At 39.4% G+C, this 780-nt stretch carries 1 protein-coding gene; it reads right to left on the bottom strand.

Going from position 1 to position 780, the window contains the following annotated elements:
• Positions 1-575 precede the first annotated feature (575 nt).
• On the bottom strand, positions 576-780 hold a 205-nt coding region (locus tag AC1DUA_RS39500; RefSeq protein ID WP_477504868.1), incomplete at its 5' end, for a tautomerase family protein.

The raw sequence follows: 780 nt of genomic DNA, 5'->3' as shown, positions 1-780 counted from the left end.
CTACATTAACTAATGATGCTTTTGGTCAGCAATTTAGTGAAAAAGCTAGTTTCATTTTCTATTTTTATTTTTTCAGGTTTCATTACTTGTTCCAATTTAATTGTCTGTTGAGACATCATTTTTTCCCACGCGTAGGTGTTGATATTCAATGGAATAGTCCTCCTTCAATTTCTCGGGTGTACTTCTATATCTTAGCTCTCATTTGTTCACCCGATGTAAAAAAGGATTAGATTTATTGTAAATCTTACACGTCATGTTCGATTAAGAAAAAAAGGGGCTGTCCAAAAAGGTCAATAGACCTTGAGGGATCAGCCCCGGACATTTTCTAATTTGATGCAAAGAGTACAGCAAATTTCCGTATTATCGATGGTTTCGGAGATAATCATGCATTTTGTGCAGTTAATTTCATCGATACCATCGAAAATAGAGCAATGTCTCTAAATTTGATGTACTTTTTACATCATTCCGTAATTATAGCTGGTTCAGATGCGAATTTACTGCACTTTTTACATCATGTACTACCACCAAGTGTACGTTGAAAAGGGGCTCGCCCAATGTGTGCGGCTAAACGCTAATTATGGCTTCGTCTTCTCAGCAAGTTTCCTGCGGTACTCCAAGGCAGGCAGCCCACCCCAACCCCAATTATCGGTGTCAACTTCTTCAATAACAACGAAAGTAGATTCTAACGGTTTGTTCAAAACGTTGAGCAAAAGCTCGCTGACCCCTTTAATAAGCGCGGCTTTCTCTTCAGCCGTAACTGACTGACGATCTGGCGCAGTC

Source organism: Paenibacillus sp. 01T422 (assembly GCF_056398785.1).
This window is presented reverse-complemented; position numbering and strand designations above follow the sequence as displayed.